This window comes from Pseudomonas sp. MYb13 (genome assembly GCF_002980075.1).
In the GTDB taxonomy this organism is placed as follows: Bacteria; Pseudomonadota; Gammaproteobacteria; order Pseudomonadales; family Pseudomonadaceae; genus Aquipseudomonas; species Aquipseudomonas lurida.
Genome location: NZ_PCQI01000002.1, coordinates 146,593 through 173,012 on the forward strand (window position 1 = coordinate 146,593; position 26,420 = coordinate 173,012).

The 26,420-nt window shown below is 61.9% G+C and carries 24 protein-coding genes; 8 read left to right on the plus strand and 16 right to left on the minus strand.

All coding sequences use genetic code 11. The features are described from left to right. The first annotated feature begins 32 nt into the window (after nt 1-32). Nucleotides 33-818, plus strand: a complete 786-nt coding sequence (locus CQ002_RS04170) for an OmpA family protein (RefSeq protein WP_034102471.1) — start codon at nt 33-35, stop codon at nt 816-818. Nucleotides 819-870: 52 nt separating this feature from the next. Here CQ002_RS04170 and CQ002_RS04175 read toward each other — a convergent pair whose 3' ends face one another. The 16 genes from CQ002_RS04175 to CQ002_RS04255 all read right to left on the minus strand — a co-directional run bounded on the left by CQ002_RS04175 (nt 871) and on the right by CQ002_RS04255 (nt 17,782). Further along, entirely contained in the window at nt 871-1,134 is a 264-nt protein-coding gene (locus CQ002_RS04175) for a hypothetical protein (RefSeq protein ID WP_052211064.1), read from the minus strand. Between the two features lie 117 nt (nt 1,135-1,251). Beyond that, nucleotides 1,252-1,578, minus strand: a complete 327-nt coding sequence (locus tag CQ002_RS04180) for a hypothetical protein (RefSeq protein ID WP_069022076.1) — start codon at nt 1,576-1,578, stop codon at nt 1,252-1,254. Next, nucleotides 1,575-2,480 (minus strand): alpha/beta hydrolase, encoded by a 906-nt coding sequence (locus CQ002_RS04185; protein WP_034102469.1) that lies wholly within the window; start codon nt 2,478-2,480, stop codon nt 1,575-1,577. The genes CQ002_RS04180 and CQ002_RS04185 overlap by 4 nt, the downstream gene beginning before the upstream one ends. 175 nt (nt 2,481-2,655) lie before the next feature. Further along, nucleotides 2,656-3,933, minus strand: a complete 1,278-nt coding sequence (locus CQ002_RS04190) for a flavohemoglobin expression-modulating QEGLA motif protein (protein WP_034102468.1) — start codon at nt 3,931-3,933, stop codon at nt 2,656-2,658. 21 nt (nt 3,934-3,954) lie between these two features. After that, nucleotides 3,955-4,503 (minus strand): hypothetical protein, encoded by a 549-nt coding sequence (locus tag CQ002_RS04195; protein ID WP_034102467.1) that lies wholly within the window; start codon nt 4,501-4,503, stop codon nt 3,955-3,957. A 127-nt stretch (nt 4,504-4,630) separates the two neighbouring features. Further along, a complete protein-coding gene (locus CQ002_RS04200) occupies nt 4,631-5,347 on the minus strand; it encodes a TetR/AcrR family transcriptional regulator (protein WP_080758224.1) in 717 nt (238 codons plus the stop codon). Nucleotides 5,348-5,453: 106 nt separating this feature from the next. Further along, a complete protein-coding gene (lysS, locus tag CQ002_RS04205) occupies nt 5,454-6,956 on the minus strand; it encodes a lysine--tRNA ligase (RefSeq protein ID WP_008431110.1) in 1,503 nt (500 codons plus the stop codon). Between the two features lie 108 nt (nt 6,957-7,064). Then, nucleotides 7,065-8,160, minus strand: a protein-coding gene (prfB, locus tag CQ002_RS04210) for a peptide chain release factor 2 (RefSeq protein WP_098465888.1) whose coding sequence is annotated in 2 segments (ribosomal slippage) — nt 7,065-8,087 and nt 8,089-8,160 — 1,095 coding nt in all. Because the reading frame shifts where the segments join, the coding sequence is not laid out codon by codon here. A gap of 340 nt (nt 8,161-8,500) precedes the next feature. Then, nucleotides 8,501-9,502 (minus strand): PleD family two-component system response regulator, encoded by a 1,002-nt coding sequence (locus CQ002_RS04220; RefSeq protein WP_034102465.1) that lies wholly within the window; start codon nt 9,500-9,502, stop codon nt 8,501-8,503. 51 nt (nt 9,503-9,553) lie between these two features. Beyond that, nucleotides 9,554-10,564, minus strand: a complete 1,011-nt coding sequence (locus CQ002_RS04225) for a chemotaxis response regulator protein-glutamate methylesterase (RefSeq protein ID WP_034102464.1) — start codon at nt 10,562-10,564, stop codon at nt 9,554-9,556. After that, nucleotides 10,561-12,837 (minus strand): hybrid sensor histidine kinase/response regulator, encoded by a 2,277-nt coding sequence (locus tag CQ002_RS04230; RefSeq protein ID WP_105161737.1) that lies wholly within the window; start codon nt 12,835-12,837, stop codon nt 10,561-10,563. Before CQ002_RS04230 ends, CQ002_RS04225 begins: the two co-directional genes overlap by 4 nt. Next, nucleotides 12,834-13,535: a chemotaxis protein CheW gene (locus CQ002_RS04235; protein WP_105161736.1), complete on the minus strand. Its 702-nt coding sequence runs from the start codon at nt 13,533-13,535 to the stop codon at nt 12,834-12,836. Before CQ002_RS04235 ends, CQ002_RS04230 begins: the two co-directional genes overlap by 4 nt. Further along, complete coding sequence (locus CQ002_RS04240) at nt 13,532-14,791, minus strand: protein-glutamate O-methyltransferase CheR (protein WP_105161735.1); 1,260 nt, start codon at nt 14,789-14,791, stop codon at nt 13,532-13,534. The genes CQ002_RS04235 and CQ002_RS04240 overlap by 4 nt, the downstream gene beginning before the upstream one ends. Beyond that, nucleotides 14,788-15,300, minus strand: coding sequence for a chemotaxis protein CheW (locus CQ002_RS04245; RefSeq protein WP_034102460.1), 513 nt, complete (start codon nt 15,298-15,300; stop codon nt 14,788-14,790). The genes CQ002_RS04240 and CQ002_RS04245 overlap by 4 nt, the downstream gene beginning before the upstream one ends. Next, nucleotides 15,300-16,922 carry a methyl-accepting chemotaxis protein gene (locus tag CQ002_RS04250; RefSeq protein ID WP_034102459.1) on the minus strand — a complete coding sequence of 541 codons (1,623 nt, stop codon included), beginning with the start codon at nt 16,920-16,922 and terminating at the stop codon, nt 15,300-15,302. Before CQ002_RS04250 ends, CQ002_RS04245 begins: the two co-directional genes overlap by 1 nt. A gap of 149 nt (nt 16,923-17,071) precedes the next feature. Beyond that, nucleotides 17,072-17,782 carry a tellurite resistance TerB family protein gene (locus tag CQ002_RS04255; protein ID WP_105161734.1) on the minus strand — a complete coding sequence of 237 codons (711 nt, stop codon included), beginning with the start codon at nt 17,780-17,782 and terminating at the stop codon, nt 17,072-17,074. A 168-nt stretch (nt 17,783-17,950) separates the two neighbouring features. On the opposite strand from CQ002_RS04255, the gene CQ002_RS04260 reads away from it, so the two are divergent. The 7 genes from CQ002_RS04260 (at nt 17,951) to CQ002_RS04290 (ending at nt 26,327) form a co-directional block, all read left to right on the plus strand. Further along, nucleotides 17,951-18,862: a LysR family transcriptional regulator gene (locus tag CQ002_RS04260; RefSeq protein WP_012722545.1), complete on the plus strand. Its 912-nt coding sequence runs from the start codon at nt 17,951-17,953 to the stop codon at nt 18,860-18,862. Between the two features lie 133 nt (nt 18,863-18,995). Next, complete coding sequence (locus CQ002_RS04265; protein ID WP_034102456.1) at nt 18,996-20,453, plus strand: gamma-aminobutyraldehyde dehydrogenase; 1,458 nt, start codon at nt 18,996-18,998, stop codon at nt 20,451-20,453. Between the two features lie 143 nt (nt 20,454-20,596). Further along, complete coding sequence (gene ydcS / locus CQ002_RS04270; protein ID WP_034102455.1) at nt 20,597-21,748, plus strand: putative ABC transporter substrate-binding protein YdcS; 1,152 nt, start codon at nt 20,597-20,599, stop codon at nt 21,746-21,748. A gap of 230 nt (nt 21,749-21,978) precedes the next feature. Beyond that, nucleotides 21,979-23,013, plus strand: a complete 1,035-nt coding sequence (locus CQ002_RS04275; protein WP_034102454.1) for an ABC transporter ATP-binding protein — start codon at nt 21,979-21,981, stop codon at nt 23,011-23,013. Between the two features lies 1 nt (nt 23,014). Continuing rightward, on the plus strand, nt 23,015-23,944 hold the full coding sequence (locus tag CQ002_RS04280; protein ID WP_034102453.1) for an ABC transporter permease: 930 nt from the start codon (nt 23,015-23,017) through the stop codon (nt 23,942-23,944). Further along, on the plus strand, nt 23,934-24,743 hold the full coding sequence (locus CQ002_RS04285; protein WP_021492451.1) for an ABC transporter permease: 810 nt from the start codon (nt 23,934-23,936) through the stop codon (nt 24,741-24,743). The genes CQ002_RS04280 and CQ002_RS04285 overlap by 11 nt, the downstream gene beginning before the upstream one ends. 159 nt (nt 24,744-24,902) lie before the next feature. Continuing rightward, nucleotides 24,903-26,327 carry a gamma-aminobutyraldehyde dehydrogenase gene (locus CQ002_RS04290; RefSeq protein WP_034102452.1) on the plus strand — a complete coding sequence of 475 codons (1,425 nt, stop codon included), beginning with the start codon at nt 24,903-24,905 and terminating at the stop codon, nt 26,325-26,327. Nucleotides 26,328-26,420 lie beyond the last annotated feature (93 nt).

A 26,420-nucleotide genomic window follows, 5' to 3' on the forward strand; every position in this document is an offset into this window, starting at 1 on the left:
ACCTGATATCGAATTGAAAGGACGACACGACTATGCGTAAACAATTGATGATCCCTGCCCTGCTGGCGATGAGCGTTGCACTGGCGGCCTGCTCCACCCCGCCGAACGCGAACCTGGAAAACGCACGGACCAATTTCTCGGCCCTGCAAACCAACCCGCAAGCCACCAAGCTCGCGGCACTGGAAACCAAGGACGCCAGCGAATGGCTGGACAAGGCTGACAAGGCCTACCGCGACAAGGAAGACGAGAAGAAAGTCGACCAGTTGGCTTACCTGACCAACCAGCGCGTTGAAGTGGCCAAAGACACCATCGTGCTGCGCGAATCCGAAGCCAAGCTGAAAAACGCTGGCGACGAACGTGCCCGCGCACTGCTGGATGCTCGTGACGCACAGATCAAGCAACTGCAAGACAGCCTGAATGCCAAGCAGACCGATCGCGGTACGCTGGTGACCTTCGGTGACGTGCTGTTCGCCACCAACAAGTCCGACCTGAAATCCAGCGGTCTGGTGAACATCACCAAGCTGGCTCAGTTCCTGCGCGACAACCCGGACCGTAAAGTAATTGTCGAAGGCTACACCGACAGCACGGGTTCCGATTCGTACAACCAGAGCCTGTCCGAGCGTCGTGCTGCTTCCGTACAGCGTGCACTGGCTCAACAAGGCGTGGATATTTCGCGCATCGTGACCCAGGGTTACGGCAAGGAATACCCGGTTGCCGACAACGGCAGCGTCTCGGGTCGTGCCATGAACCGCCGCGTTGAAGTGACCATCTCCAACGACAACCAGCCAGTCAAGCCACGTTCTTCCGTTGCTTACTGATTGATTGAGGCTGCATGAAAAAACCCACCTCACGGTGGGTTTTTTTTGCCTGTCAGACGCTGACTTTGCGGCCGTTGTCACTGTCCGGCATCATCGCCTGCATGCCTTCGCGTCCCGCCATCATTTTCTTGATCTGTTCAGGATCCAGCTGAGCTGCGGAGCCACCAGAGCCAGCGGAACCGCTGCTCGACAGCATTTCCAAGAGTTTCCTGAGCAGTTCGGTGTCAGTCTTGCCCCCCTGCTGCGGCCCCTCCTGCCTCAGGCTTTGCTGCCCCCTGGCCATGCCCAACATTTTGCCGATAGCGCCAATATCCATCATCAATCTCCAGAGCTGAATGTGTAAGTTGCCTGTCGGTACCGCTGACAAAGTAGTCAGTGGTGTCTGAAGACATTCGGTTCCAGTCATTTCCGGCTATTGACGATGAGCTAACGGCTATTGCTGCAATTGCGGGGTTTCCTGGCCCATGCAACGCACGGCCTGCTTCTTGTTGTTCACCAGCACACCGCTCAGGCCTTTCTGCTCGGTGTCGAACATCACCAGTACGCCATCGACGCACTGCGCCACTTGCGCGGCCGGGGTCAGGGAGATCTTGTAATCCTCGCCTGGCACGGTCTTGAGCAGGGTGAAATCGCTGAGCAGCAACGCATCTTCCGGCTTGGCGAAGTGCAAGTAGCCGTAGTACCACAGGCAACCGACGGTACCGATGATGGTGCCGATGCCGGTGAGGATCAGCGGGATCATGTTGCGTTCTTCGCTCATTGCGGGCTCTCTGATGAATCAACGTTGGGAGTGGGGTAGTTCGGAATTTCGCCCAGGCGGCGCAAACCGTTGAAGTGTTGCGGGTCATCGAGATAGCGCAGCATCACGGTTTGCCAGGTCTTGTCGGCAAAGGTCTGCACATGCCCGCCCCGAGTCAGTTGCAACACCCTCGGCGGCGGCGCAGCCTGGTACAGGCGGATGCCGTTGGCCACGGGCACGATCGGGTCATCCAGGCTGTGGAACAACAGCTTCGGTACGCCCGTCAGCCGGGGCATGGCATGGATCGCACTGTCGGCGTCCGGTACCAGCCACGACAAAGGCACCTGGAACGGCCATGTTAACCAGGAGGTGCTCAGGGCGAATTGTCCTACGTCACGATAACTGGCGGGCACGCCGTCCAGCACCAGTGCCTTGAGCCGGGATTGGCGCTCCGGGTGGGCGGCCAGGTAGTGCACCGCCAATGCCCCCCCCAGGCTTTGGCCGAGCACGATCAACGGCTGGCCTTGGGTTTCGGGGGCCTTGTCGATCCAGTTGAACGCCGCGTCTACATCCTGATAGATCGCAGGTAACGAGGGCTTGCCTTGCGACAAGCCGTAACCGCGATAGTCCAGCAACAACACCTGGTAGCCCTGCTCAGGCAACCACCAACTGCCGCCCAGGTGCCAGGCCAGGTTGCCGCCGTTGCCATGCAAGTGCAGCACCGTGCCCTTGAGCGGCACACCGGGTTTGGCCGGCAGCCACCAGGCGTGGAGCTTCACGCCATCGGCGGTGGTCAAGGTGACGTCGCGGTATTGCAATCGGGCTTTTTCCGGCGTGAAGGGCAGGCCGGGTTCGGGATAGAACAGCAGGGAGCTGCAGCCGTTCAATGTGAGTAGCAGGCACAGAATGCCGAGGATTCTCATCCGTTGAAGCCTCGCTGGTAGGTTGTACTCATTTCTCGACAGCAAATGAGATCACAGGGGCGCACTGGCTTGCCGGCGATGGCGGTGTATCAGTCGCCGTTGGTGTCACTCAAAGACCGCCATCGCAGGCACGCCAGCTCCCACATTTTTTATCCGGTTTCGCCAGCCATATTGCCTAAAGGATATTCGAGTAATCCGCCTCGATCCGATCCAGGCTCAAGTGGTTGAGGAAGTTGGAGAAGCACATCCACGCTGCCAGCGCATTCATGTCGCGGAACTGCTCGGGCAGGTATTTGGGAGGCACCACCAGGCCTTCGTCGACCAGTTGGCGCAGGGTGCGCATGTCTTCCAGGGTGGTCTTACCGCAGAACAGCAGCGGCACTTGTTCCAGCTTGCCTTTGCGCACGGCAAGCTGGATGTAGTTGTAGACCATGATAAAGCCCTTGAGGTAGGACAGATCCTTGGTAAACGGCAGGCCAGTCGGCACCGAGCCACGGAATACGCGACTGGCGTTGCCGTAGCTTTCAGCCATCTCAAAGCCTTGCTCGCGGAAAAATTCGAACACCTGCAGGAAATCAGCACCCTCTTCCACCATGTGGATAGCGCGGGTACGGTTGGTCAGCTTGCGCAGGCGACTCGGGTAGGAGGCGAAGGTGATGATCTCCATCAGGATCGCCAGCCCCTCCTGGGTCACGGTGGACGACGGCGGGCCCTTGGACAGGAAGGTGCAGATCGGCTGGTTCTGGCCATTGAGCGTGGTGCCCACATGCACCAGGCCTTCATGCACTTCGAGGGCACGCACGTCGCGGTCGTTGAACATCGCATCGGCGCGGATCTTGATGTAGTCGGCGCCCGCCGCTGCGTCGGCGACGATACCGTCGGACTCGAACACACGGATGGTCTCTTCGGCCTCACCGAATACCTTGTTCAGGCGGGTTTGCAGCAAGGCGACGGCGTCCTTGGCGGTGAGCGTCTTGGCTTCGTCCTTGAGGTCGCCACGGCCGTCGATATTGTTCAGGTAGTCGGACAGCATCAGGCCCAGGTCGGCCAGGGTCGGGTCGCCGGCATGGAACGCATCGGAGGCGGCGCCGTAGAGTTCCTGGGAGATCAGGCCGAAATCCTCGGTACCACGCGCTTCGAGCATGCGCACCACCATGCGGTACTCCTTGCACATGCGGCGCATGATCTGCCCCACCGGGCTGAACTGGCCAAGGCGACGGGTGATGTCGCGCTCGATGTTCTGGAACTCCAGCTTCACCGCGCTGGAGTCGAACGACAGCGGCCGGTTGAGGTAGTAATCGCGGTCAACTGCGGGCATTTCCCTGCCCTTGGCCTTGAGGAATCCCTGGCGAATATTCTCGTCCCACTTCACGGCGTCGAGGACGCGAATCGGTGTTTGCGCCAGCACAATGCGATCAGACAAGGTGCGTATCGTCTGCTGGTAATCGTCCACCCGTTGCTTCCTCTTTAAACGTTATTTGCCCGTGCGCTGGTAGCGTACGGCTTCCACGAATACATCGGCATTGGCCGGGTCATCCAGGTAGGCAAACACCTGGTCCAAAGGACTGTCCACCAGAACCCCGGCGCCTTCGACGGTATCTACGGTGCTGCCGTGCAACACCTTCTGGCCGATCGCTTGATGGATCTGCTCAAGGTCGAGGTTGTAGACCACCAATTCGTGCTTTTCGCTGATTTCAAAACCCGCCAGGATGAAATGCCCGCCCAGCTTGGCCGGCAACGGCGCCGACAGGTACCAGCGATTGCCATGGCGCGACACACTGAACAGGTACTCGTCACGCTGGCCCGGCTTGGCTGTAGGGTAGCTCACGGCTTTGTAACGGTGTTCACCGACGCGCGTGATTCGCAGGTTGAGCGGCTCGCCCCAGGCGTTCTTGCTCGACCATTGGCCCAGCAGCGCGGGCGGCGCGGCTTCATGGGCAGGCAGTGGGTCCTTGAAGGTCACCAGGCACCCGCTGAGCAGCAGGAACGACAGGGCAATTACCGCAACGCGCCAGGTTTTCATCACATTCCCCATCAGGTGAGGGAACTGGCTTGCCTGCATACAGCCACCTCGGCGCTTCAGGTGAATCGAGGTGATGCAATCGCAGGCAAGCCAGCTCCCACATAAAGCGGATCGCGCATCGGCTTGGCTAGACCGAGGCCAACACCAAATGCATATAACGCTTGAGGATCTCAAGCATCTCGTCACCGGTCAGAGGCTCTGCACCGCCCAGCAGGCCCTGATATTCCATCCGACTGATTATCGCCGTCAACACTTTGGCATCCTGTTGCGGCTCGCGGGAGCCCAACACCTGGAAAAACTGCCCCGTGCCCTGCAACAGAATTTGCTGATGGGAACGCACCAACTCCGCCAGGCGCGGGTTGAGCAAGGCTTCCTGGCGAAATGCCTGCTCGGCCATGAGGTGTTCACGACGGTTGGTCAGTTGGCGCAGCACATAGTCGGCCGTCAGCCGTGCGATGTCGTCGGCCAATTGCGAACGTGACTGCGGGCTGCCGTCACCATAGGCGACCATTTCGCGCAGCAGGCCTTCGTTACGCACCCACAGCTTGCCCATGAATGCAGCGCTGCGCTCGACGTATTGGGCGAAGGTATCGGTGAGCAGGTCATCGATATCCTTGAAATAGTAGGTAGTGGCCGACAACGGCACCCCCGCCTCTGCCGCCACCGCCCGATGGCGCACGGCTCGCACGCCGTCACGCACCACAATGCGCATGGCCGCATCGAGAATGTCCTGCCTGCGCTGCTCGCTGCCCCGACGGCTGGCCTTGCGGCCCTGGTACTGGACGCTTTCAGCCACGGCAGCAGCAATGCCAGCAGCGCCTTCTTGAGCCATTACGCGGTTCACGACACACATCCTTGAATAGATCAAAACCTGGCGCTGTTTGCTTGACGCTGATAGACGCCACATAAAAAAGCCGCCTTATAAAAGGCGGCTTCGGATTGCTCTACGCTTACGCTTGTGGCCGCATGTGCGGGAACAAGATCACGTCGCGGATCGACGGCGAGTTGGTCAACAGCATCACCAGGCGGTCGATGCCGATACCTTCACCGGCCGTTGGCGGCATGCCGTATTCCAGGGCACGCACGAAGTCAGCGTCGTAATGCATGGCTTCGTCGTCGCCGGCGTCCTTGTCGGCCACCTGGGCCATGAAACGCTCGGCCTGGTCTTCCGCATCATTGAGCTCGGAGTAGGCGTTGGCGATTTCGCGACCGCCGATGAACAGCTCGAAACGGTCGGTGACGTTCGGGTTGTCGTCGTTGCGACGGGCCAGCGGCGACACTTCGAACGGGTACTGGGTGATGAAGTGCGGCTGTTCGAGCTTGTGCTCCACCAGCTCTTCGAAAATCATCACCTGCAGTTTGCCCAGGCCTTCGAAGCCCAGCACCTTGGCGCCGGCTTTCTTGGCGATCGCACGGGCCTTGTCGATGTCGTTCAGGTCGTCGGCGGTCAACTCAGGGTTGTACTTGAGGATCGAGTCGAATACCGACAGACGCACGAACGGCTCGCCGAAATGGAACACCTTGTCGCCGTACGGCACGTCGGTGCTGCCCAGGACCAGCTGCGCCAGCTCGCGGAACAGTTCTTCGGTCAGGTCCATGTTGTCTTCGTAGTCGGCGTAGGCCTGGTAGAACTCCAACATGGTGAATTCTGGGTTGTGACGGGTCGAAACGCCTTCGTTACGGAAGTTGCGGTTGATCTCGAACACTTTTTCAAAACCACCAACCACCAGGCGCTTGAGGTACAGCTCCGGTGCGATACGCAGGAACATTTCCATGTCCAGCGCATTGTGGTGGGTTTCGAACGGCTTGGCTGCGGCACCACCTGGGATGGTCTGCAGCATCGGGGTTTCCACTTCCAGGAAATCACGCTTCATCAGGAAGCTGCGGATGTGGGCGATGACTTGCGAACGCACGCGAAAGGTCTGGCGCACCTCTTCGTTGACGATCAGGTCAACGTAACGCTGGCGATAGCGCTGCTCGGTGTCGGTCAGGCCGTGGTGCTTGTCTGGCAGTGGGCGCAGGGACTTGGTGAGCAGGCGTACGCTGGTCATTTCCACGTACAGGTCGCCCTTGCCGGAACGGGCCAGGGTGCCTTCGGCAGCAATGATGTCGCCCATGTCCCAGGTTTTCACCGAGGCCAGGGTCTCTTCCGACAGGGTCTTGCGGTTGACGTAGACCTGGATACGGCCGGTCATGTCCTGGATCACCATGAACGAGCCACGGTTGAGCATGATGCGACCTGCCACCTTGACCGGGATCGCAGCCTCTGCCAGCTCTTCCTTGGTCTTGTCCGCGTACTGTTTTTGCAAGGCATCGCAATAGTTTTCGCGGCGGAAGTCGTTGGGGAAGGCATTGCCCTTGGCGCGCTCGGCAGCAAGCTTTTCCTTGCGCAGGGCGATCAGGGAGTTTTCTTCCTGTTGCAGGGCTTGCGGGTCGAGTTGTTGGTCGCTCATGTCTTTAAATTTTCCATCGGGTTCGTTGTCCCCGGCCTACGGCCGGGGATCGCCGGCAAGCCGGCTCCTACGGGATCGCGCTGTGTCAGCCGGTCCCGTATTGCAATATTACAGGCCTGATTTCAGGCTGGCTTCCAGGTATTCGTCGATGTCGCCGTCGAGCACCTTGTCGCAGTCGCTGCGTTCGATGTTAGTGCGCAGATCCTTGATCCGCGACGCATCGAGCACATAAGAGCGGATCTGGTGACCCCAGCCGATATCCGACTTGGTGTCTTCCAGCGCCTGGGATGCGGCGTTGCGTTTCTGCATTTCCTGCTCGTACAACTTGGCCCGCAGCATTTTCATGGCGGTGTCCTTGTTGGCGTGCTGGGAACGTTCGTTCTGGCAGCTCACCACGGTGTTGGTCGGTACGTGGGTGATACGTACGGCCGAGTCGGTGGTGTTTACGTGCTGACCACCGGCACCGGAGGAGCGGTAGGTATCGATCCGCAGGTCGGCCGGGTTGATCTCGATTTCGACCTTGTCGTCGATCTCTGGCGAGACGAACACCGCAGAGAACGAGGTGTGGCGACGATTGCCGGAGTCGAACGGGCTCTTGCGCACCAGACGGTGCACGCCGATCTCGGTCCGCAGCCAGCCAAAGGCGTATTCACCCTTGATGTGTACGGTCGCGCCCTTGATACCGGCGACTTCACCGGCGGACAGTTCCATGATGGTCGCATCGAAACCGCGCTTGTCAGCCCAGCGCAGGTACATGCGCAGCAGGATGTTGGCCCAGTCCTGTGCCTCGGTGCCGCCGGAACCGGCCTGGATATCCAGGTAGGCGTTGTTCGGGTCCATTTCGTGGCTGAACATGCGGCGGAATTCAAGCTTGGCCAGGTTTTCCTCGAGACGGGCCAGTTCGGCGACGACATCGCCCACTGCGCCTTCGTCGTTTTCTTCGACGGCCATGTCCAGCAGGTCACGGCAATCGGCCAGACCGGTGTTCAGCTCGTCAAGGGTATCGACGATCTGCGCCAGCGCTGCGCGCTCGCGGCCCAGTTCCTGGGCGTATTCAGGTTTGTTCCAGACACTCGGATCTTCAAGCTCGCGATTGACTTCGGTCAGACGCTCATGCTTTTGATCGTAGTCAAAGATACCCCCGAATAGTTTCGGAGCGCTCGGACAGGTCCTTGATGGTGTTCAGGATCGGGTTGATTTCCATGGCGGGCAGCACTCGTTGGCGAACTTTTGAAAGCCGGCGAGTATAACGGCAAACGGGGGGGAACGGCAGCCCGCTTGGCGAAAAGGCGTGGGTCTTGTGTGGGAGCCGGCTTGCCTGCGATGCGGGCACCTCGGAGCATCAGGCGCACACGGTCGATGCTATCGCAGGCAAGCCAGCTCCCACATTTAAACCGAGATCGGCACAAAGAACCGGTCGACCCTAAGGCCGCCGCGCTTGTGCTTTTGATCCGGGGTGCCCCGCTGTAAGCGCGGAACCCCAAGCAACCATTACCGCAGCGACGGATATGCACCCCGCCCCCCCAACAAAACGGCGCCCTGCCCTACTCGATCCCCACCTGATTCCGCCCATTATGCTTAGCCGTATACAACCCCTTATCCGCCGCCATAATCAGCTGCCGACAATCCGTCCCCTGCACCGGCGTCATGGTCGACAGCCCGATACTGATGGTCAGGCTCGATCCCTCGGTCGGCGCGTTATGTGGGATCTTCAGCGCGGCAACCGCCATGCGCAGCTTTTCAGCGACCAACCGCGCACCACCCGGCGAGGTATTCGGCAGCACCAAGGCAAACTCTTCACCGCCGTAGCGCGCCGGCAGGTCCGAGGGGCGGCTGCTGGCGTCGCGGATGGCGGCGGCCACCTTGCGCAAGGCCTCGTCACCTTCGACATGCCCAAAGCTGTCGTTGTAGGTCTTGAAGAAATCCACGTCGATCATCAGCAGCGACAGTTGAGTCTGGTCACGCATGGCACGGCGCCACTCCAGCTCCAGGTATTCGTCGAAATGACGACGGTTGGACAGCCCGGTGAGGCCGTCGGAGTTCATCAGCCGTTGCAGTACCAGGTTGGTGTCCAGCAGTTGCTGCTGGCTGACCCGCAGCGCGCGATAGGCTGCATCCCGTTGCAACAGGGTCATGTAGGAGCGCGAGTGATAGCGGATACGCGCCACCAGTTCGATATTGTCCGGCAGCTTGACCAAGTAATCGTTGGCCCCAGCCGAAAACGCCGCACTCTTGATCAGCGGGTCTTCCTTGGTGGAAAGGACGATGATCGGGATGTTCTGCGTGGCCGGGTGGTTGCGGTATTCGCGCACCAGGGTCAGGCCGTCGAGGCCGGGCATCACCAGATCCTGCAAGATAACGGTGGGCTTGATGCGGATAGCCTGGGCGATGGCCTGGTGCGGGTCGGCGCAGAAGTGAAAGTCGATGTTTTCTTCATGCGCCAGGCCACGCCGCACGGCTTCGCCGATCATGGCCTGGTCGTCGACCAACAGCACCATGGCGGCGTTTTCGTCGGTCTTGATGTCGTCGATCTGTAAATCATTCATGTGCAGTCACCTGAATTACTGCCGGCAAGCCGGTGCTGCGAGAGGTCGTGTTCATTTGGCGAATACCTCCAGCAGTCGGGGCGCAATTCTATCCAGTGGGCGAATTTCAACAGCAGCATCAATCGCCGCCGCCGCTTTGGGCATGCCATACACCGCCGAGCTTTGCTGATCCTGGGCGATGGTCAAATAACCTTGTTCACGCAGCAGCTTGAGGCCCTGGGCCCCGTCGCGCCCCATGCCAGTCAACAGTACGCCGACGGCATCGCCATTCCAGTGGCTGGCCACGCTTTCGAAAAACACGTCGATTGAAGGCCGGTAAATCTCGTTCACCGGCTCTGCGGTATAGGCTAGCGTGCCGTTCTTCAATAAACGAATGTGGTGGTTGGTGCCGGCCAGCAGCACCACGCCGCTTTGCGGTGGCTCGCCTTCGCGGGCCAGGCGCACCGGCAAGCCGGAGGCGCTGCTCAGCCACTCGGCCATGCCGGCTGCGAACACCTGGTCGACATGCTGAACCAGCACGATGGCGGCGGGAAAGTCACGGGGCAAGCCCTTGAGCAGGATTTCCAGGGCGGCCGGGCCGCCCGCAGACGACCCGATAGCCACCAGGCTCTGGCGTTTGCCGGTGATACGCGGAGCGACGGCTTCGGCACGTACTCGGCTGCCGCGCTGGCCGATCAGCCAACCGATGTTGAGGATCTTGCGCAACAGCGGCGCCGCCGCATCCTTGGGGTTGCCCACGCCCAGGGTCGGGGTGTCCACCACGTCGAGGGCGCCATGGCCCATGGCTTCGAACACCCGGCTCACATTGGCCTGGCGGTCGACGGTGACGATAACGATGGCACACGGGGTCTCGGCCATGATCTGGCGGGTCGCTTCCACGCCGTCCATCACCGGCATGATGAGGTCCATCAGGATCAGGTCCGGCGTCAGCTCGGCACAGCGCTGCACCGCCTCCAGGCCATTGGTGGCCACCCACATCACCTGGTGCGCGGGCTCGAAACTCAAGGCGCGGCGCAAGGCCTCCACCGCCAGGGGCATGTCATTGACGATCGCAATCCTCATGCCCGCGCGCCTCCGATCAGTTCCACCACGGCATCCAGCAGGGCGTCATCGTGGAAACTGGCTTTAGCTAGATAATAGTCGGCGCCAGCATCCAGTCCACGGCGTCGGTCCTCTTCACGATCTTTGTAGGACACCACCATCACCGGCAACGATTGCAGGCGACTGTCACGGCGCAAGAGTGTGACCAATTCAATACCGTCCATGCGGGGCATATCAATATCAGTGATCAACAGGTCAAAGTCTTCGGAACGCAGGGCGTTCCAGCCGTCCATGCCATCGACCGCCACGGCCACTTCATAACCACGATTAAGTAACAATTTGCGTTGCAGTTCACGCACGGTCAGCGAGTCATCGACCACCAGCACCCGTTTACGCGGCGCCTCAGTGGTTTGCTGGCTGCGTCGGGCGATACGTTCCAGTCGTCCGGTATTGAGCAGTTTGTCCACCGAACGCAGCATGTCTTCCACGTCGACGATCAATACCACCGAACCGTCGTCCAGCAAGGCGCCGGCGGAAATGTCCTGGACCTTGCCCAGGCGATCATCCAGCGGCAACACCACCAGCGTACGCTCGCCGATAAAGCGCTCCACGGCAATCCCGTACACCGCATCGCGCTCGCGGATCACCACCACTTTCAACGTTTCTGACTGGTTCTGACCCGCTGGGCGCTGCAACAACTGGCTGGCGGCGACCAGGCCGACATGCCGGCCCTCGTGCCAGAAATGCTGGCGACCTTCCAGTTGCACAATGTCATCGGGCACCAGGTCGCACATGCGTTCGATATGAGCCAGCGGGAACGCATAGGCTTCCTCACCGACTTCCACCACCAGGCTGCGCACCACCGACAAGGTCAACGGCACTTCCAAGTGGAAACGACTGCCGCGCCCCGCCGTCTGCTCCAGCACCACCGCACCACGCAGTTGGCGGACCATGTGCTGCACCGCATCCAGGCCGACACCGCGCCCGGAGACTTCGGTGACCTTGTCGCGCAGGCTGAACCCCGGCAGGAACAGGAACGTCAGCAACTCCTCTTCGCTCAGGCGCAGGGCGGTTTCCGCCGGCGACAGATGCCGGTCGACGATGGTGCCGCGCAGGCGCTCCAGGTCGACGCCATTGCCGTCATCGCTCAGTTCCAGCACCAGCAGACCGGCCTGATGGGAGGCGCGCAGACGGATCAAGCCTTCAGCCGGCTTGCCCGCCAGCAGGCGCTGCTCAGGCATTTCGATGCCGTGGTCGACAGCATTGCGCAGCAAATGGGTGAGCGGGGCTTCGAGTTTTTCCAGCACGTCACGGTCGACCTGGGTCTTTTCGCCCTCGATCTCCAGGCGCACCTGCTTGCCGAGACTACGCCCGAGGTCACGCACCATGCGCACTTGCCCGGCCAATACATCGGCAAACGGGCGCATGCGACAGGCCAGCGCGGTGTCATACAGTACCTGGGCGCGCTGCCCGGCCTGCCAACCGAACTCGTCCAGCTCGGCGGTTTTTTCCGCCAGCAGGGCCTGGGCTTCGCTGAGCAGTCGGCGGGTATCGGCCAGGGCTTCCTGGGCTTCGAGGTTCAGGTGCTGGGTCTTGAGATGCCCGTCCAGCGTATCCAGCGCCCGTACGCTCTGGCTTTGAATGCGCTTGAGGCGCTGCAGACTGACCAGGTACGGCTTGAGCCGCTGGGTTTCCACCAAGGACTTGCTCGACAGGTCGAGCAGGCTGTTCAAGCGTTCGGCGGTCACCCGCAGGACGCGCTCACCGCCTTCGGTCATGCGCTTGCCTTGTCGCGGCAGCTCGCTGGTCACCGGCGGCGCGGGCTCGGGCTCCGGCGGCAGTTCTTCTACGACGGCCGCTGGCGCTGGCGCTGACGGCGGCGGCGTCGCTTTAACCGGCGCCTGGGACGGATCCAGCAGGCGCTCCATCAAGGCGACATAGGCTTCGATATCTGCCGGCCCTACGTCATTACCCGGCGTGGCGATGCGCATCAGCAGGTCGGTGCCTTGCAGCAGTGCGTCAATATGTTCGGGTTGCAGGTACAAGCGGCTTTCCTGGGCACTGACCAGGCAATCCTCCATGACATGGGACACGCTGACGCCGGCGTCCACCCCAACGATGCGCGCCGCGCCTTTGAGCGAGTGCGCCGCGCGCATGCAGGCTTCGAGCTGGTCGGCCTGGGTCGGGTTGCGCTCCAGGGCCAGCAGGCCCGCGCTCAGTACCTGGGTCTGCGCATCGGCTTCCAGGCTGAAGAGTTCCAGCAGCGAGGCATCGCGCATCTGGTCGGGGGTCATGTGAGGCTCCGGGTCACGGCGGACAACAATTGCGCCTCGTCGAGCCAACGCAGGCTGCGGCCTTTCCACTGCAGTACACCTTGGGTGTAGCGCGCGCTGGCCTGGGTGCCCGAGGCCGATGCCGCCTTCAAGGTACGCTCATCGATGGCATGGATGCCGTCGACTTCATCCACCGGCACCACCACCGGGCCATCCTGGGCAGCGATGATCAACATGCGCGGCATGATGCGCCCGCCGCTGGCGCCGGGCCCGGTGGCGTCCAGGCCGAGCAGCTCCACCAGCGACAGGCACGCCACCAGCGCGCCGCGCACGTTGGCCACGCCGAGCAGGGCGCGGGAACGCTGGTGTGGCAGGGAATGAATCGGTTGCAGCGGCGCGACCTCCACCAGGCAGCGGGTGGCAATGCCCAGCCACTCTTCGCCCAGGCGGAACATCAGCAGGGAACGGGTGACCACATCCTCACCCAGCTCGACCGCGGCGTGCGGACGATGCGCGTCCTGCTGCAGGGCGTACCGGTCCAGCAAGCGCGTGGCCGCCGCCGAGTACACCGAACAGTTACGGCAATGGATATGCTCCGCCAGCAGCGGGCAGGACTTGTCACCGTGGATACCGATGCGGTTCCAGCAGTCGTCGATGGCCTGGGTGTCGGCCAGGGTCAGGTCCAGGCCTGCGGTGTCGAGCGCATCGGGGCTACTCATCGTTTGGACTCACTGTCAGCTCGCTCGCTACGGGCGGCCCGCGCTTGCAAGCGGCGTGCCCCCGCACTGTCGCCCTGGGACTCGAGCAGCGCGGCCAGGTGCATCAAGGCTTGCGGGTGCTGGGGTTCCAGGTACAAGGCTTTTCGATAATACCCCTGGGCTTCCAGGGCACTGCCGGCCACGTCGCTGAGCAGCCCCAACCAGTAGAACACCTGGGCGGCCGGCGGGTGACTGCTCAGATAACGCTCGCAAGCTGCACGGGCCTCGGCACTTTTGCCTTCGTTGGCCAACGTGGCGATCTGGCTAAGCAGCTCGCCTGCGTCGGACAGCGGTGCCTTGATCGGCACCACCTGGGCGCTGGGCGAGCTGAACGGTCGCGGCCTGGTCGGAATCGGCGCGGCGCTGCGTTGAGGCAATGGCGCGGGCATCGGCTTGAACACGGGCTCAGGCTGGACCGGCTCGGCATGCCGGCTGAACGCAAAGGACTGCGGCACACCAATCGAACGCATGCCATGGCGCCCGAGCAAGCTGCCCTCGGCGGGACCGATAAACAGCACGCCGTCCACGTGGGTCAGGCCCTTGAGCACGTCGAACACTTGCTTCTGGGTCGGCTGGTCGAAGTAGATCAGCAGGTTGCGGCAGAACACAAAGTCGTAGCTCGCCTCATTGGCCAGCAGCGCGGGATCGAGCAAGTTACCGACCTGCAGGCGCACCTGTTCACGCACGCGGTCGGCGATGTGGTAGCCGTCACCATACTCGGTGAAGTGGCGGTCGCGAAAACCGAGATCGCCCCCCCGAAACGAGTTCCTGCCATATACCCCACGTCGCGCGCGCTCCACCGACAGCGGGCTGACGTCCATGCCCTGCACTTTGAACTGGTGTGGCGCGAGGCCAGCATCCAGCAGCGCCATGGCAATCGAGTAGGGTTCTTCGCCGGTGGAACACGGCAGGCTGAGGATACGCAGGGCACGCATCTGCTTGATATCGGCCAGGCGCGCCTTCGCCAGGCGGGCCAGGGTCGCAAAGGACTCGGGGTAACGGAAAAACCAGGTTTCCGGGACGATGACCGCTTCGATCAGCGCCTGCTGTTCATCCTCGGAGCTTTGCAGGTGCTGCCAGTAGTCGCCGGGCGTCTGTGCATTGACGGCCTGGCTGCGTTGGCGCACCGCGCGCTCGATGATAGCTTCGCCGACCGACGCGACATCCAGGCCGATGCGCGCTTTCAGGAACGCAAAGAAACGCGGGTCGTGGCTCATATGCGCTGCTCGGTCGAAAACAGCAAGGCACGTACGTCATCGGTGAGCAATTCGTTGACACCTATCCACTGCATCAGGCCCACGGCATCTTCACGCACCAACCCCAGGTAACGCGCCTCGCGGTTGTCCAGGCCATAGGGCTTGAACTCCCCAAGCTCGCAACGCAGGGTGTCGGTGGCTTGCTCCAGGATCAGTCCCAGCCAGCGGGCTTCAACCCAAGGCTGTGGTTGGTAATTGACCAGCACCAGGCGCGTACTGGTACGGGCCTTGGCCGGCTTGCCGAAGGTCAGGGCGCTGAGGTCGATGACCGGCACCAGCGCACCACGGTGGGCAAAGATACCCGCCACCCACGCCGGCGCATGGGCAATGGGTTTGAGCGGCAAGCGTGGCAGGACCTCGGCGATTTCCGTGGCCCTGAGGGCAAAGCGCTCATCACCGATGTGGAACACCAGGAACAACGCCTTTTTCGCTGCCGGAACGGCACCGCGTCTCGCCGCGAGGTCGCTCATCAGACTTTGAAACGCGACACGCCACTGCGCAGGCCGACCGCGACCTGGCTCAGCTCATCAATGGCAAAGCTGGCCTGGCGCAGGGACTCCACCGTCTGGCTGCTGGCATCGCCCAGTTGCACCAGGGCGTGATTGATCTGCTCGGCGCCTGTGGCCTGGGCCTGCATGCCTTCATTGACCATCAACACCCGCGGCGCCAAGGCCTGAACCTGGTGGATGATCTGCGACAACTGCTCGCCCACTTGCTGCACTTCGAACATGCCGCGGCGCACTTCTTCGGAGAACTTGTCCATGCCCATCACGCCTGCCGACACCGCCGACTGGATCTCGCGCACCATCTGTTCGATGTCGTAGGTGGCCACCGCGGTCTGGTCGGCGAGGCGGCGCACTTCGGTAGCAACCACGGCAAAACCGCGACCGTACTCACCGGCCTTTTCGGCTTCGATGGCGGCATTCAGCGACAGCAGGTTGGTCTGGTCGGCGACCTTGACGATAGTCACCACCACTTGGTTGATGTTACCGGCCTTCTCATTGAGGATCGCCAGCTTGGCGTTGACCAGGTCGGCGGCGCCCATCACCGAATGCATGGTTTCCTCCATGCGCGCCAGGCCTTGCTGGCCGGAACCGGCGGCGACCGATGCCTGGTCGGCGGCGGTGGACACCTCGGTCATCGTGCGCACCAGGTCCTTGGACGTGGCGGCGATCTCACGGGACGTGGCGCCGATCTCGGTAGTGGTGGCGGCGGTCTCAGTGGCGGTGGCCTGCTGCTGCTTGGAAGTGGCGGCAATCTCGGTCACCGAGGTGGTCACCTGCACCGACGAACGCTGAGCCTGGGACACCAGCGCCGTCAGCTCGGTCATCATGTCGTTGAAGCCGGTTTCGACGGCGCCGAACTCGTCCTTGCGCTCCAGGTTCAGGCGTTTGCTCAGGTCGCCGTCACGCATGGTGCCGAGGATATCGACGATGCGTTGCATCGGCGCCATGATTGCGCGCATCAGCAGCAGGCCACACAGGCCGGCAGCGAGGATGGCGATGATCAGCGACACGGCCATGCTGACCTTGGCCGACAGCACCGACTCGTCGATCGCCGCCGTGGCCCGGTCAGACACGCTCTTGTTCTCAGTAATGATGTCGTTGAGCTTCATGCGCCCTTCAGTCCAGATCGGCGTCAATTGCTCTTCCAACAATGTGCGCGCACCCGGCAGGTCATCGGCCTCGACGCGCTCCAGCACCTGGCTCAGGACCTTGTTGTAGGTGAGGTGGGCGGCCTTGAAGTTATCGAACTCCATGCGATCGGCCTGGCCATGTATGGTTTTTTCGTAGTTGGCCATCTGCTGTTCAATACGCGCTTCGAACGCCTTGTAGTCCGTCTTATCCGTATTGTTCAAGGTTTTGTCGTCGCGTAGGCCGACGATGTCGATGGTATGCAAGTAGCTGTCGACCCAGGCGCTGCGGATCATCGAGCTGAGGTAGACCCCCGGCACCGCATCGTCCCGGACGGCTTCCTGGCTGGCTTCGATCTTCAGCAACCGTGAGTAGGACACCACGACCATCAGCAGCATGATCGCGATAATGACCGCAAAGCTCGCCAAAATCCGTTGGCGCAAGGTCCAGTTCTTCACAGTATTTCCTCGAAGGGCCATTCAAATGGGGGGGAGTATAGCTGAGCACAAGCCCTCATTTATCAACGGGTTTTGATGGAGCGCTCACAGAATGCAAAAACACCCCGGGCCAGTGCGGCAGCCGGGGTGCTTTCATTTCTCGGACAGGTTCAAAGGGTGGCTTGGCGCACCTGCTTTTCCAGTTCCAGCTTCAAGCCAGGCTCCAGTTTCAGTTGGCGCGCCAACTCGTCGAGGTAGGCCTTCTCCATGAAGTTTTCCTCGTCCACCAGCATCACGCTGGCGATGTACATCTCGGCCGCCATTTCCGGCGTGCCCGCAGCGCGCGCCACATCGGCCGGGTCCAGCGGTTTGTTCAGTTCGGCGTGCAGCCAGCTTTGCAGCTCGCGGTCGTTATCCAGCTTGATGAACTCGCCTTCGATCAATGCTCGCTCGCGCTCATCCACATGGCCGTCGGCCTTGGCGGCGGCGACCAGCGCCTTGAGAATGCCCTGGCTGTGTTGCTCGACCTGCGCGGGTGGCAGGCGGTCGATGGTTTGCGGCTCACCCTGGGGCGTGCTGGCCTGCTGCGCCTGCCAGTTGCCGTAGGCTTTGTAGGCAATCACCCCCAGTGCCGCGAGGCCTCCGTAGGTCAGCGCCTTGCCACCGAACTTGCGAGCCTTCTTGTTGCCCATCAGCAAGCCCATGGCGCCGGCCGCCAGGGCCCCGCCGCCCGCGCCACCGAGCAGGCCGCCCAGACCGCCACCGCCGAGCAAGCCGCCCAAGGCGCCTTTGTCGTCAGGTTTACGCTGGCCGCCAGCCTTGTTCTGCAGCATGTCCTGGCCAGACTTGAGCAACTGATCGAGCAATCCACGGGTATTCATTCGCAGTCTCCAGATACTAGGGTTCATAGGACCAATAGGCCTCCAGCGTAAAACTAAGTGCCAAAAAGCCGCGATCTAGAGTGCTTCCAGATGTAACGCGGTCGACCTTCTCTAAAATCGATATACACTCGAGCAAATCTATAAAAACACCCCACTGGTAATTCCAGCATGATGACCTTGCGTCAAATCCGGCACTTTATTGCCGTGGCCGAGACCGGTTCGATCTCCGCCGCCGCGCAAACGGCGTTTATCTCCCAGTCGACCCTGACCCTGGCGATCCAGCAGCTGGAGCAGGAAATCGGCGTCAACCTGTTCAACCGCCACGCCAAGGGCATGACCCTGACCCACCAGGGCCATCAATTCCTGCGTCAGGCACACCTTATTCTCGCCACCGTCGACAACGCCAAACGCAGCTTGCAACAGAGTACCGACCAGGTCGCCGGGCAGTTGATCATCGGCGTGACCAGCCTGGTGGCCGGCTATTACCTGGCCGACCTGCTGACACGCTTCCAGCGCGCCTACCCCAACGTGGAAATCCGCGTGATGGAGGATGAGCGCCCGTATATCGAGCATTTGCTCGTCAGCGGCGAAATCGACGTGGGCGTACTGATCCTCTCCAACCTCGAAGACCGCCACGCCCTGCAGACCGAAGTACTCACCCACTCGCCACACCGCCTGTGGCTGCCGGCGCAACACCCGCTGCTGGAGCACGACAGCATCAACCTGGCCGATGTGGCGCGTGAACCGCTGATCCAACTGAATGTGGACGAAATGGGCCACAACGCCCAGCGCCTGTGGGCCGGTGCCGGGCTGCAACCACGGGTGACATTGCGCACGGCGTCCACCGAAGCAGTCCGAAGCCTGGTGGCCGCAGGCCTGGGCGTGTCGATCCAGCCTGACATGACATACCGCCCCTGGTCGCTTGAGGGCGACATTATTGAAGCACGGCCGATTGCCGACCTCAGCCAGACCCTCGACGTGGGCCTGGCCTGGCGCCGTGGCACCGCCCGCCCGGCGCTGGTGGATCCGTTCCTGACCGTCGCACGGGAACAGCCGCACCCACGCAAGCCATCTATTTAATCGAATGCTGCATTCAGTATTTAGCATTTGTTGACCTCGCGCCTGACCTCTACTCTCGCTTCATCCATAAGAGAAAGGTCGGGCGCCTTGTAAGAGAACGCCAATGGCCACACAAGAAAAGAGATCGCGAAAAATGTCCGGCGCGCCCACCCCGCTGCTCACTGCGTTGCTGATCGACGGCGAACTGGTCCAAGGCCAGGGTGTTGCCGAGCCGATCCTCAACCCGGCCACGGGTGAAGTCCTCACCCAGATCGCCGAAGCCAGCACCGAGCAGGTGGAAACCGCGATCCTTGCCGCCCACCGCGCCTTTGCCGGCTGGTCGCGCACCACGCCGCAGCAACGCTCGAACATTCTGCTCGGCATTGCCGACGCGATCGAAAAACAAGCCGACTACCTCGCCCGCCTGGAATCCCTGAACTGCGGCAAGCCGTTGCACCTGGCGCGCCAGGATGACTTGAGTGCCACCGTCGACGTGTTCCGCTTCTTCGCCGGGGCTGTGCGTTGCCAGACCGGGCAACTGAGCGGCGAATACCTGCCGGGCTACACCAGCATGGTGCGCCGCGATCCCATCGGCGTGGTGGCCTCGATTGCGCCATGGAACTACCCACTGATGATGGCGGCGTGGAAAATCGCACCGGCCCTGGCCGCCGGTAATACCTTGGTGTTCAAGCCGTCGGAACACACGCCACTGTCGATCCTCGCCCTCGCCCCTGTCCTTAAAGAACTGCTGCCGCGTGGGGTGATCAACATTCTGTGTGGCGGCGGCGAAGGCGTCGGCAGCCATCTGGTCAGCCACCCCAAGGTGCGCATGGTCTCGCTGACCGGCGATATCGTCACCGGGCAGAAGATTCTGCAAGCAGCCTCCAAAACCCTTAAACGCACGCACCTGGAACTGGGCGGCAAGGCGCCGGTGATCGTGTGCAACGATGCCGACCTGCAAGCCGTGGTCGAGGGCGTGCGCGCCTACGGTTACTACAACGCCGGCCAGGACTGCACCGCGGCATGTCGCATCTACGCCCAGGCCGGTATTCACGACAAGCTGGTTGCCGAACTTGGCGCGGCCGTGAGCAGCCTGCGCTTTGCCGGCAAACGCGATGCCGATAATGAACTGGGCCCGCTGATCAGCACGCGCCAGCGCGACCGCGTCGCCAGTTTTGTCGAACGCGCCCTCGGCCAACCACATATCGAGCGGGTTACCGGGGCCGCCGTGCACTCGGGTGCGGGCTTCTACTACCAGCCTACGCTGCTCGCCGGCTGCAAACAGAACGATGAGATCGTGCAGCGCGAAGTGTTCGGCCCGGTGGTCACCGTGACGCGCTTCGACGAACTGGAACAGGCGGTGGACTGGGCCAACGACTCCGAATACGGCCTGGCCTCGTCGGTGTGGACCCAGAACCTGGACAAGGCCATGCAAGTGGCGGCGCGCCTGCAATACGGCTGCACCTGGATCAACAGCCATTTCATGCTGGTCAGCGAAATGCCCCACGGCGGCTTGAAGCGCTCAGGCTATGGGAAGGATCTGTCCAGCGATTCGCTGCAGGACTACAGCGTGGTGCGCCACATCATGGCTAGACACGGAAATCAGCTGTAGGCAGCAAGCGACCGGCTGCCAGTAAACGCGGAACCGCGTTTTCTTGCGGCTTGCAGCTTGGCGCAAGCGCTACGCTAAAACAAAAAACGACACGTACCACTGCTTTTACTGCCCCGACCATAATTAAAGAAGAGGGAACCCCCATGTCTGCGCACAAGACCGCACTGCTCAGTGCCCTGACCACCGCGCTGCTGGCGAGCGCCAGCCTCCAGGCCGCCGAACCGCTCAAGGCGGTGGGTGCCGGCGAAGGCCAGCTGGATATCGTCGCCTGGCCCGGCTATATCGAACGTGGTGAAAGCGACAAGGCCTACGACTGGGTCAGCGGTTTCGAGAAGGAAACCGGCTGCAAGGTCAATGTGAAAACCGCCGCCACCTCTGACGAGATGGTCAGCCTGATGGCCAAGGGCGGGTATGACCTGGTGACTGCGTCGGGCGATGCATCGCTGCGCCTGATCGTCGGCAAGCGGGTGCAGCCGATCAATACCGCACTCATCCCCAATTGGAAAAACATCGACCCACGCCTGAAAGACGCGCCGTGGTACGTGGTCGGCCAGCAAACCTACGGCACCCCATACCAGTGGGGCCCGAACGTGCTGATGTACAACACCAACGTGTTCAAGACCGCGCCCACCAGCTGGGACGTGCTGTTCAACGCGCAAAACCTGCCGGATGGCAAGCCGAACAAAGGCCGCGTGCAGGCGTATGACGGCCCTATCTACATCGCCGACGCGGCGCTGTACCTCAAGGCGACCAAGCCGGAACTGGGTATTCAAAGCCCGTACGAACTGACCGAAACCCAATACAAGGCCGTGCTCGAGTTGCTGCGCGCGCAACAACCGCTGATCCACCGCTACTGGCACGACACCACTGTGCAAATGAGTGACTTCAAAAATGAAGGCGTGGTGGCCTCCAGCGCCTGGCCGTACCAGGTCAACGGCCTGCAGAACGAGAAGCAGCCGATTGCTTCGACGATTCCGAAGGAAGGCGCCACCGGCTGGGCCGACACCACCATGTTGCACACCGAGGCCAAGCACCCGAACTGCGCCTACAAGTGGATGGACTGGTCGCTGCAACCCAAGGTCCAGGGCGATGTCGCCGCCTGGTTCGGTTCGCTGCCGGCAGTGCCTGCGGCCTGTAAGGAAAGCGAACTGCTCGGCGCCGAGGGTTGCAAGACCAACGGCTTCGACCAGTTCGAAAAGATCGCCTTCTGGAAAACCCCGCAGGCTGAAGGCGGCAAGTTCGTGCCCTACAGCCGCTGGACCCAGGATTACATCGCGATCATGGGCGGCCGCTGAGGCCTCCCAGGCTGCAGAGGTCCACTGTGGGCAGGGTTCAGGAGTGAGCTGGCTTGCCTGAGAAGGCATCACCTTGGTGTAGCTGCTACACCAAGGTGCCTGCATCGCGGGCAAGCCTAGCGCCCAACCGAAAAGCGCCCACATTTTGACCGCGCACACCGTTATCTCGTTTTTTCAGAAGTCCAGGCCGGGCCGCTGCGACGACCCGCGCCTTTTCGGAGCACCGCACCATGACGCTTGCAGTCCAATTCACCCACGTTTCCCGTCAGTTCGGCGAAGTGAAAGCCGTTGACCGGGTTTCCATCGATATCCAGGACGGCGAGTTCTTTTCCATGCTCGGCCCTTCCGGCTCGGGCAAGACCACCTGCCTGCGCCTGATCGCCGGGTTCGAGCAGCCGAGCGCAGGCTCGATCCGGATCCATGGCGAGGAAGCCGCGGGCTTGCCGCCCTATCAGCGCGATGTGAACACCGTGTTCCAGGATTACGCGCTGTTCCCCCACATGAATGTGCGTGACAACGTCGCCTACGGCCTCAAGGTCAAGGGCGTGGGCAAGACCGAACGGCTGAACCGTGCCGAAGAAGCCCTGGGCATGGTCGCCCTCGGTGGCTACGGCGACCGCAAGCCCGTACAGCTCTCCGGCGGCCAACGCCAACGGGTGGCCCTGGCCCGCGCCCTGGTCAATCGCCCGCGCGTTTTGCTGCTGGACGAACCACTGGGCGCCCTCGACCTCAAGTTGCGCGAGCAGATGCAGAGCGAGCTCAAGAAGCTGCAGCGCCAACTGGGCATCACCTTTATCTTCGTGACCCACGACCAGACCGAAGCGCTGTCGATGTCCGACCGTGTGGCGGTGTTCAACAAGGGCCGCATCGAGCAGGTCGACACCCCGCGCAATCTCTACATGAAACCGGCCACCGCGTTCGTCGCCGAGTTCGTCGGCACCTCCAACGTCATTCGTGGCGAGCTGGCGCAGCGCCTCAGCGGCAGCGCGCAGCCCTTCTCGATCCGCCCGGAACATGTACGGTTTGCCGACGGCCCGCTGGGCGCCGGCGAAGTGGAAATCAGCGGCTTGCTCCACGACATCCAATATCAGGGCAGCGCCACCCGCTATGAACTGAAACTGGAAAATGGCCAGGCACTGAATATCAGCCAGGCCAACAACCAGTGGCTGGATACCAGCAGCGGCCACCAGGTCGGCCAGTCCATCACCGCCCGCTGGGCGCGGGAAGCCATGACGCCACTGACCGACATCGCAGGCGAGGTGTGACATGAGCCTGGCCCTTTCCCAACCGCCGATGCGCAGGTTTTCCAACCTGCTTTATCGCAAGCCCAACCTCTACCTGGCGATGTTGCTGGTGCCGCCGCTGATCTGGTTCGGCGCGATCTACCTCGGCTCGCTACTGACCCTGCTGTGGCAAGGTTTCTATACGTTTGACGACTTCACCATGGCGGTCACGCCGGACCTGACCCTGGCCAACTTCGCCGCGCTGTTCCAGCCGTCGAACTTCGACATCATCGTGCGCACCCTGAGCATGGCGATTGTGGTGTCGATCGCCAGTGCCATCGTCGCCTTCCCCATCGCCTACTACATGGCGCGCTACACCACGGGCAAGACCAAGGCGTTCTTCTATATCGCGGTAATGATGCCGATGTGGGCCAGCTACATCGTCAAGGCCTATGCCTGGACCTTGCTGCTGGCCAAGGGCGGCGTGGCGCAGTGGTTCGTGCAGCACCTGGGGCTGGAGCCACTGCTGCAGTTCGTGCTGGGCATTCCCGGCGTGGGCGGCAGCACCTTGAGCACCTCGCACCTGGGGCGCTTCATGGTGTTCGTCTATATCTGGCTGCCGTTCATGATCCTGCCGATCCAGGCGTCGCTGGAACGCTTGCCGCCATCGCTGCTGCAGGCCTCGGCCGACCTGGGAGCCAAGCCGCGCCAGACCTTCATGCAGGTGATTTTGCCGCTGTCGGTGCCGGGGATTGCCGCCGGTTCGATCTTCACGTTCTCGCTGACCCTGGGCGACTTCATCGTGCCGCAACTGGTGGGCCCGCCCGGCTACTTCGTTGGCGGCATGGTGTACGCGCAGCAAGGCGCCATCGGCAACATGCCCATGGCGGCGGCGTTCACCCTGGTGCCGATCGTGCTGATCGCGGTCTACCTGTCCATCGTCAAACGCCTGGGGGCCTTCGATGCACTCTGAAAAATCAAGCATGAGTCTGAAGATCGCAGCCTGGGGCGGGTTGGTGTTCCTGCACTTCCCGATCCTGATCATCTTCCTCTACGCCTTCAACACCGAAGAAGCCGCGTTCAGCTTTCCGCCCCAGGGCTTCACCCTGAAGTGGTTCAGCGTGGCATTCGCCCGGCCGGATGTACTGGAAGCGATCAAGCTGTCGTTGCAGATCGCCGCCATTGCCACGCTGATTGCGATGGTGCTCGGCACCCTGGCCTCGGCCGCCCTGTATCGCCGCGAGTTCTTCGGCAAGCAGGGCGTGTCGTTGATGCTGATCCTGCCGATTGCGCTGCCGGGGATCATCACCGGTATCGCGCTGCTGGCGACTTTCAAGACACTGGGCATCGAGCCGGGGATGTTCACCATCATCGTCGGCCACGCGACGTTCTGCGTGGTGATCGTCTACAACAACGTCATCGCGCGGTTGCGGCGGACGTCCCACAGCTTGATCGAAGCCTCGATGGACCTGGGCGCCGACGGCTGGCAGACCTTCCGCTACATCATCATGCCCAACCTGGGCTCGGCGCTGCTCGCCGGCGGCATGCTCGCCTTTGCGCTGTCGTTTGACGAAATCATCGTCACCACCTTCACCGCCGGCCACGAGCGCACCTTGCCGCTGTGGCTGCTCAATCAACTGAGTCGCCCACGGGATGTGCCGGTGACCAACGTGGTGGCGATGCTGGTGATGCTGGTGACGATGTTCCCGATTCTCGGTGCCTATTACCTGACCCGCGGTGGTGAAAGCGTGGCGGGGAGTGGCGGTAAATAACTGACAACACATTGCCACTGTTGAAACACGGTCAATGTGGGAGCGAGCTTGCCTGCGATAACAGTATCGGCTGAACCACCGCTGTCGCAGGCAAGCCCGCTACCACCGTTGACGCGGTTTCTACAGAAGAAGAACTGTCGCTCAGAGGAGAGCTGAACCATGCAAACCAAACTCTTGATCAACGGCCACTTGGTCGAAGGCGAAGGCCCGGCACAGGCGGTGTTCAACCCGGCTTTGGGCCGCGTACTGGTGGAAATCAAGGAAGCCAGCGAAGCCCAGGTCGACGCCGCCGTGCGCGCCGCCGATGCGGCTTTCGAGGGCTGGTCGCAAACCGCGCCCAAGGATCGGTCGCTGCTGCTGCTGAAACTGGCGGACGTGATCGAAGCCCACGGCGAAGAGCTGGCCAAGCTGGAATCGGACAACTGTGGCAAGCCTTACAGCGCCGCGCTGAACGATGAGATCCCGGCGATTGCCGACGTGTTCCGCTTCTTTGCCGGCGCCAGCCGTTGCATGAGCGGTTCGGCCGGCGGTGAGTATCTGCCCGGCCATACGTCGATGATCCGCCGCGACCCGGTGGGCGTGATCGCCTCCATCGCGCCGTGGAACTACCCACTGATGATGGTCGCCTGGAAAATCGCCCCGGCCCTCGCCGCTGGTAATACCGTGGTGCTCAAGCCGTCGGAACAAACCCCGCTGACTGCCCTGCGCCTGGTCGAACTGGCTGCGGACATTTTTCCTGCCGGTGTGCTCAACCTGGTATTCGGTCGTGGTCCGACGGTGGGCAGCCCGCTGGTGAGCCACCCGAAAGTGCGCATGGTGTCGTTGACCGGCTCTATCGCCACCGGCGCGAACATCATCTCCAGCACCGCCGACAGCGTGAAGCGCCTGCACATGGAGCTGGGCGGCAAAGCGCCGGTGATCATTTTCAATGACGCCGATATCGATGCAGCGGTGGAAGGTATTCGCACCTTCGGTTTCTACAACGCCGGCCAGGATTGCACCGCGGCGTGCCGGATTTATGCGCAAGCGGACATCTACGATGCGTTTGTCGAGAAGCTCGGCGCGGCAGTCGCCAGCATCAAATACGGTTTGCAGGATGACCCATCCACCGAGCTGGGCCCACTGATCACCGCGCAACACCGCGACCGCGTGGCCGGGTTTGTCGAGCGTGCCGTGGCGCAGCCGCATATTCGCCTGGTCACCGGTGGCAAGGCGGTGGAAGGCAATGGCTTCTTCTTCGAGCCGACCGTGCTGGCTGACGCACAGCAGGACGACGAGATCGTGCGCCGTGAGGTTTTCGGCCCGGTGGTGTCGGTGACCAAGTTCTCCGATGAAGCACAGGTGCTGGGCTGGGCCAATGATTCGGACTACGGCCTGGCGTCATCGGTGTGGACTGCCGACGTAGGACGCGCCCATCGCTTGGCCGCACGCCTGCAATACGGCTGCACCTGGGTGAACACCCACTTCATGCTCGTCAGCGAAATGCCTCATGGCGGTCAGAAACTGTCGGGTTATGGCAAAGACATGTCCATGTACGGCTTGGAGGACTACACCACCGTTCGCCATGTGATGTTCAAGCACTGACGCTTTACCCCTGTGGGAACGGTCTTGTGTGGGAGCACGCTCGCTCCCACAGTCAGCCCGGCGCCCACGGGGCCTCATAACAATAAATACTTC

What these genes read in the sequence shown, in the direction of transcription:
- CQ002_RS04265 (WP_034102456.1), top strand. Translation starts at nt 18,996, where the DNA reads ATGTCCGGCGCGCCCACCCCGCTGCTCACTGCGTTGCTGATCGACGGC.
- CQ002_RS04290 (WP_034102452.1), top strand. Translation starts at nt 24,903, where the DNA reads ATGCAAACCAAACTCTTGATCAACGGCCACTTGGTCGAAGGCGAAGGC.
- CQ002_RS04225 (WP_034102464.1), bottom strand. Translation starts at nt 10,564, where the DNA reads ATGAGGATTGCGATCGTCAATGACATGCCCCTGGCGGTGGAGGCCTTG.
- CQ002_RS04255 (WP_105161734.1), bottom strand. Translation starts at nt 17,782, where the DNA reads ATGAATACCCGTGGATTGCTCGATCAGTTGCTCAAGTCTGGCCAGGAC.
- CQ002_RS04280 (WP_034102453.1), top strand. Translation starts at nt 23,015, where the DNA reads ATGAGCCTGGCCCTTTCCCAACCGCCGATGCGCAGGTTTTCCAACCTG.
- CQ002_RS04260 (WP_012722545.1), top strand. Translation starts at nt 17,951, where the DNA reads ATGATGACCTTGCGTCAAATCCGGCACTTTATTGCCGTGGCCGAGACC.
- CQ002_RS04185 (WP_034102469.1), bottom strand. Translation starts at nt 2,480, where the DNA reads ATGAGAATCCTCGGCATTCTGTGCCTGCTACTCACATTGAACGGCTGC.
- CQ002_RS04285 (WP_021492451.1), top strand. Translation starts at nt 23,934, where the DNA reads ATGCACTCTGAAAAATCAAGCATGAGTCTGAAGATCGCAGCCTGGGGC.
- CQ002_RS04245 (WP_034102460.1), bottom strand. Translation starts at nt 15,300, where the DNA reads ATGAGCGACCTCGCGGCGAGACGCGGTGCCGTTCCGGCAGCGAAAAAG.
- CQ002_RS04170 (WP_034102471.1), top strand. Translation starts at nt 33, where the DNA reads ATGCGTAAACAATTGATGATCCCTGCCCTGCTGGCGATGAGCGTTGCA.
- CQ002_RS04275 (WP_034102454.1), top strand. Translation starts at nt 21,979, where the DNA reads ATGACGCTTGCAGTCCAATTCACCCACGTTTCCCGTCAGTTCGGCGAA.
- CQ002_RS04195 (WP_034102467.1), bottom strand. Translation starts at nt 4,503, where the DNA reads ATGAAAACCTGGCGCGTTGCGGTAATTGCCCTGTCGTTCCTGCTGCTC.
- CQ002_RS04235 (WP_105161736.1), bottom strand. Translation starts at nt 13,535, where the DNA reads ATGAGTAGCCCCGATGCGCTCGACACCGCAGGCCTGGACCTGACCCTG.
- CQ002_RS04180 (WP_069022076.1), bottom strand. Translation starts at nt 1,578, where the DNA reads ATGAGCGAAGAACGCAACATGATCCCGCTGATCCTCACCGGCATCGGC.
- CQ002_RS04220 (WP_034102465.1), bottom strand. Translation starts at nt 9,502, where the DNA reads ATGAATGATTTACAGATCGACGACATCAAGACCGACGAAAACGCCGCC.
- lysS (WP_008431110.1), bottom strand. Translation starts at nt 6,956, where the DNA reads ATGAGCGACCAACAACTCGACCCGCAAGCCCTGCAACAGGAAGAAAAC.
- CQ002_RS04230 (WP_105161737.1), bottom strand. Translation starts at nt 12,837, where the DNA reads ATGACCCCCGACCAGATGCGCGATGCCTCGCTGCTGGAACTCTTCAGC.
- ydcS (WP_034102455.1), top strand. Translation starts at nt 20,597, where the DNA reads ATGTCTGCGCACAAGACCGCACTGCTCAGTGCCCTGACCACCGCGCTG.
- CQ002_RS04175 (WP_052211064.1), bottom strand. Translation starts at nt 1,134, where the DNA reads ATGGATATTGGCGCTATCGGCAAAATGTTGGGCATGGCCAGGGGGCAG.
- CQ002_RS04240 (WP_105161735.1), bottom strand. Translation starts at nt 14,791, where the DNA reads ATGAGCCACGACCCGCGTTTCTTTGCGTTCCTGAAAGCGCGCATCGGC.